Genomic DNA, 5,372 nt, shown 5'->3' with positions numbered 1-5,372 from the left:
CGCCTGCCGACCACGCGCAACCGGGACATCGACAGCTTGCTGCCGATCGAGGGCTGGGCGCCGATCTGCAACTGAGGCTCAGCACGGCGAGTGGGGAAGCGGTAGGTGGCTTGGGCGGACGCATACGTTTCAGCCCCGAGATCCGCCGCTGGTTTGATCGCAAGGCGAGCAAGAAGCCGCGCCCGGTTGCGATCAAATCCGTGGCCCACAAGCTGGCCCGCGCCGGCTACCACCTGATCAAAGACGGAGGCCACTTCGATGTGAAGCGAGCCTTCGGCTAAGTACACCGGCGGCGCCTGAGGTCGGGAAAGGGGTTGGTTCGTAACCACCAGATCTGAATGATCCAGGCGCCGTTGGACCCGATTCAAAGGCAGGGGCCGCCTGCCCGGCGAGCCAATCAAGGGTTGGACGCGCGCGACGAGAACCACGTTATCTGTGCAGCCGTTACCGGCCACATGGACGCCAGGGCAGAACCGATGAGTGTTTGGGGCAGCGATGCCGAGGGCGGAATGACCGCCTAAACCAAAATCTCGCGAAGCATGCTTCGCGGCTGGTGCGGCCGAGGGCCGCAGCCACACGTGAACACAGGCGGGGACGGTCAAGCCAAGAGCGGGTCAGCAGGAAAAAAGAGAAGCCCGGATCACGGGAGGAGTTTTGTCAGCCCTGTTGACACGGGCGGCGCAATGGTGACACGGGCGGCGCAATGGTGACCCCGTCACTCGCGTGGCGGTGGCGAGCGCTTGCGACAGAACTCGGAAGCGGAAACAACAAAGCCCGCCATTGGCGGGCTTTGTTGTGGGTGACCGAGAGCGGCTCAACTCAAGGGTGACTTCCAGCACTGGGATGCTACGAAGATAGACCTGGCCCCATCATTCCCGCTTGGCCTAGTCGCTCCGCTTTAGAAAAAGTGGAACAAGAACAAAGGGCTGAAGCACCAAGAGAACAACGATGAAGAGCATGAGGCCCGGTATCGCACCAATTCCGACCCCGAAAATAATACCGAGGCCACTTGAGACGATCAACGATGGGAGTTCAGCGAGAAGAAGCATCTTTATGTTCATTGCACCTCCTCCTCGAGCTTTTTCTGAGCAGAAGAAGCACCGGCTTGCCTTGCGACATCAACAACTCGGCCGGTCACTGACGCGGCGCCTTGCAAGGCGGCGGTGTTCCCGCTAATGGATTGCGTTGTAGCCGCGATATGGTTTCCGATTCTCTGAGGAGACATCGGTGCAGCAGCAGACATTTTTTCAGCCAACATGCCCGATGTGCCGCCCAACCCGGCGGCTAGGCTCATCCCACCGTTGGCAACTGCCGAAATTGCCATTTTCTCCATACTTGGCGTCTCTCCATTCGCTACGCTATCGACAGCTGAGCCTGCCGCGCCTACAACAGCATTGGCCCCAGCAGTGGCGACAACTGCCTGACCCACTGTCACTGTCCCGTTAACTGCGGCGGTTCTGGCTATTGAGGCGATACCTCCAGTGACCGCGCCGACTCCGGCCGAAACGGCGACAGAGGTCCAGTTTACCGACTTGTCCGGGTTTGCGATCTTCTGTGCGGCAATGTCCACGATGGCACCAATAGGAGCACCCCAAAGCGCCTGCACAAACCGCCCATCCGGATCCGTATAGGAATACGGATTATTGTTTGCATACCAATACCGATTGAAATTCCCACCGGTGTTCAGATCCACATACACCGGATCCGGGCTGATAAACCGCATCGCCACCGGGTCGTAGTACCGCGCCTTCATGTAGGTCAGGCCGGTCGCCCCGTCCTCCATGTGCCCGGTAAACGCCGGACCATTGCGGTAGCTGCCGCCGAGCAGGGTCGAGCCATACGGCGCACGCACATCGTCGAGCAACACCGTACCGAACTGATCGGTCTTCTGCCGCACGCTGCCCAGTGCGTCGGTGTGGATCGCACGGCGCACGCCGTTCTCGATCTCGCCGATCAGCCGCCCGCCCAGACGCGCGTACTTGCGGGTGGTGCCGGTGCTGCTGCGCTCCCACATCAGGTCGCCGGCCTGACTGTACACCTGGTACAGCGTCTCGCCGCCGCGCACCGTGCGGGCGCGGTGGCCGTGGGCGTCGTAGCGGTAGCTCTCGACCTTGGTGGAGGCGTCGTTCCAGGTCTGGGTGACGCGGTGACCGCTATCCCAGCTGAGGTTGAAGCCCTCGCCAGCGAACATGCGCCGGGTCATCTGGCCGCGGGCGTTGTGGGTATAGCTCGACACCGACGCGCCGCTGGGCTGGGTGATCGAGTTCAGGTGGCCTTGGCTGCCGTAGCTGTAGGCAAAGTCGATGACCCCGCCCATGGTGTGGCGGCGCAGGTTGTCCAGGCCGTCGTAGGCGTAGGTGGCCTTGCCCCAGCTGTAGCCCCACTGGCTGCGGGTGGTGGTCTGCGAGGGGCTGTCGGCCACCGTCAGCCGGTCCAGGCCGTCATAGGTCAGCCAGCGGCTGGCACTGCGGAACTGGCTGGGGTCGCCGACCAGATCGCTGATGCTGCCCAGGTTGCCGTTGCCGTCCCAGGCGTAGGAGTCGCGCAGGCGTTGGGTTCCGAACCAGCTGTCGCTGCGCTCGCTGGGCAGGCCGCGGGCATTGAGCTGCTGGCTGAAGCTGGCGCCGTTGCCGTAGGTGAAGCCGGCCAGCGGGCCGAAGCTGTGCCAGCTGACGTTGCTGGCGAACTGGCCCATACGGGTGGGACGACCCAGGCCGTCGGGATTCAGCGCCTCCCAGCTGCCGTCGGGGTAGCCAAGCTCGGACGCGGCGCCTTCGCTGGTGTAGCGGTAACCCAGCGCGAAACTCTGCCCATCGACGAGCAGCTGCTCCTGGGTTGGCAGGCCGCGCTTGTTATAGCTGTAGCTGCGGCTGATCTGGCTGCCGACGGGGCCGACGTTGGCGGTCTGCAGCTTGCCGTCCAGGTAGTAGGCAAACGCCACATCGTCAGTGCTGTCGGGGTAGTTGATAGCGGTCAGCTCATCCTTGGTGTTGTAGCTGCGCAGCACGCGCTGGTTGGCGGCCACGGACTCGCGGTCGCAGCTGCTGGTCGACGGCAGATTCTGACCATCGGCGGTCCAGGCCAGGCGGTTGGCCGCGTCGTAGTCCATGACCGTTGCGCCAGACTCGGAGTCGATGCGCTTGCACAGGCGCTGGTTGGCGTCGTAGACGAAACTGCGCAGTGCGGCGCTCGGCTCCCAGCTCCCTGTCGGCGTCACGTACCAGCCTTGTCGGGTGATCCGGGTCGGCTTGCCCCAGCGATCGCGCTGGATTTCGGTCGACTTGCGCTCTGGCTCGCTGATATTCACTGGCCAGTCGAAGGTCGGCTCGTCGTAGACCATGAAGCTGGTCGTGGTCTGGAAGCCACGGGCGTTGGTGTTGCGGACCGAGAAGCGGCTCAGGTACTCGGTGCTGCTGATCAGATCACCCAGCTCCGAGCTGCGGCGCTCCTGGGTGACGCGATTCAGCGCGTCATAGCTGCGGGTCACGCCCTGAGTGAGCGTGGTGTAGGCCACGCCGTCGGCCAGAGACGCCGGATACGACTCGAAGCTGAGGTTGCCCCTCGAATCGTAGGCGGTGCGCACGAAGCGCGCGCTGCTCGGCAGGTTGATGTCGCGCTCGCGGGTCAGGATCGGACGCCACAGGGCGTCGAACCAGGTGACGTGCTCGGAGCGGCCGCGCGTCTGCGTGCGCTTCCACAGGCCGGCGGGGATGCCGTACTCGGCGAAGCTGCGAATCTGATAGGCGGTGTCCTGATTGCTCCAGCTGGTGCTGTCGCCGGTCGGGAATCGCGTCTGGGTCAGGCGGCCCTGGGCGTCGTACTCGTAGTTCGTGGTATTGGCCAGGGCATCGGTCACGCTGCGGACGCGGCCATGAGTGTCGACGGTGGCCGACACCTGCGAATTGTCGGCGCTGTGAACGATGCTGCGGGGGACGCCGCGGTAGTAGTCACCCAATGTGACCATGCCGTTGTCCAGCGAAATCGCTTGATGCAGAGTTCCGTCCAGGTTGTACCAACGCCGATAGTCAGGAATACCGAACTTCACAATCCGGTTTATCTGGCTCTGAACATAGAAGTTAACCTCCTCGACGGTGAGAAGCTCGCGGTCGCGTCGGCTGACTGGTTGATTCAACACCCAGAGCGCTGGGAGTTCGCGATAGGAGAAAAACTCGCCCTTGCTGTACCCCAACGAGGAGCTGCGGGTAACCTCAACTGGAATCGCCCATTTATTGAACTGAAGCGCCTGCCACGTAAAAACGACGCCATCTTGGGTTATCTCACGCGACACAACCGGACGCGCGCTCCGCGAGAGCGGATTCTCGAAATAGGATTCGCGATCCTCACCCCAGACATCAGGGAACGGTTGCCCACTCGCGCTCGTCACATAGCCAATACGCTCACGCCGAAACTCAACTGCTCCCTTGCGCACCACTCGGCCCAACAGCATCCCGCTGTTGACACAGTATGAATTTCCGAATGTATGGGTGATTGTTGTATTGTCTGGCAGTGTCTCAACGACGTCCGCTTGACTACTCGGGAGCCCGCTGTCACAGGCGCCCGTCCACTGGCCAGTAGAGGACCACGTGGGAAAGTACTTATAGTTCCACGTCTGGGTAGGAGTACCAGGTCCCGAAAAGGTCTTGGACACAAGTGTTGTTGCTAGGTAGGCTGGGGGCTTGCCCGACACGATCGTTCGGATCGAACTGTCCGACCACATGGTTCCGCAAGTGCCCGGAGTGTGCATGGACCCGTGGGCAATCCGCCGAAAGCCAAACTGACCCACGGCGCCACTCGGGTGCTTGACTTGAACAACATGCTCTTGCCCCGGCGTCTGAGTGCTAAAAATGCCCGCGTTGTAATTGCAAAGGCGTCCGTAATTGCCTTCGTCAATACTATTGGGTCTTTCCGACACCCCCAGGAACGTGTATGTCCAATCTGATCCGTCTGGCAGCTCTACTCTCGCCAGAGTCTTAACCCTGCCCTCGCCCGTGTAAAAGTACTTCCAAGTGCGAGCGCCGTGGTTAACGCTCTCAATTTGGCCGGTATCGCTTGAGTAACGAACCTCCACTGACACTTGGTCTTTGCTGCGAATCCTCGTCAATCGAAACGGGTTGGCGGGGTCGTAGTCATACTCCACCCAGTTGCCGAAACGATCTTCGGCTCGTGTTGCGAAGAGATATATCTCAGACCGCGGCACCAAACGATGCCAGTCATTCGGGTCGTTCGGGTTAGGGAAGCTCTGATTTATCCGCCCCGACAGCTACCATAGTCCACCGCCCGCAGAATGTTCAGCCGATGAAGCAGACCACCTTCGACTCCCTGGCCTACACCGCGAAGAAGAAGCAGACGCGTCGCGAGAAGTTTCTTGCGGA

2 protein-coding genes are annotated in these 5,372 nt (G+C 61.6%); both read right to left on the bottom strand.

Translation table 11 applies throughout. From position 1 onward, the window contains the following. The coding region (locus ACIQ7H_RS21715; protein ID WP_395795503.1) for a hypothetical protein at positions 1–287 on the bottom strand (287 nt) is incomplete at its 3' end. Between the two features lie 770 nt (positions 288–1,057). After that, positions 1,058–4,648 (bottom strand): RHS repeat-associated core domain-containing protein, encoded by a 3,591-nt coding sequence (locus ACIQ7H_RS21710; RefSeq protein WP_395795501.1) that lies wholly within the window; start codon positions 4,646–4,648, stop codon positions 1,058–1,060. Positions 4,649–5,372 lie beyond the last annotated feature (724 nt).

Origin of the sequence: Aquimonas sp., from assembly GCF_044377145.1 — a bacterium.
Classification (GTDB): Bacteria; Pseudomonadota; Gammaproteobacteria; order Xanthomonadales; family Xanthomonadaceae; genus Aquimonas.
This window is presented reverse-complemented; position numbering and strand designations above follow the sequence as displayed.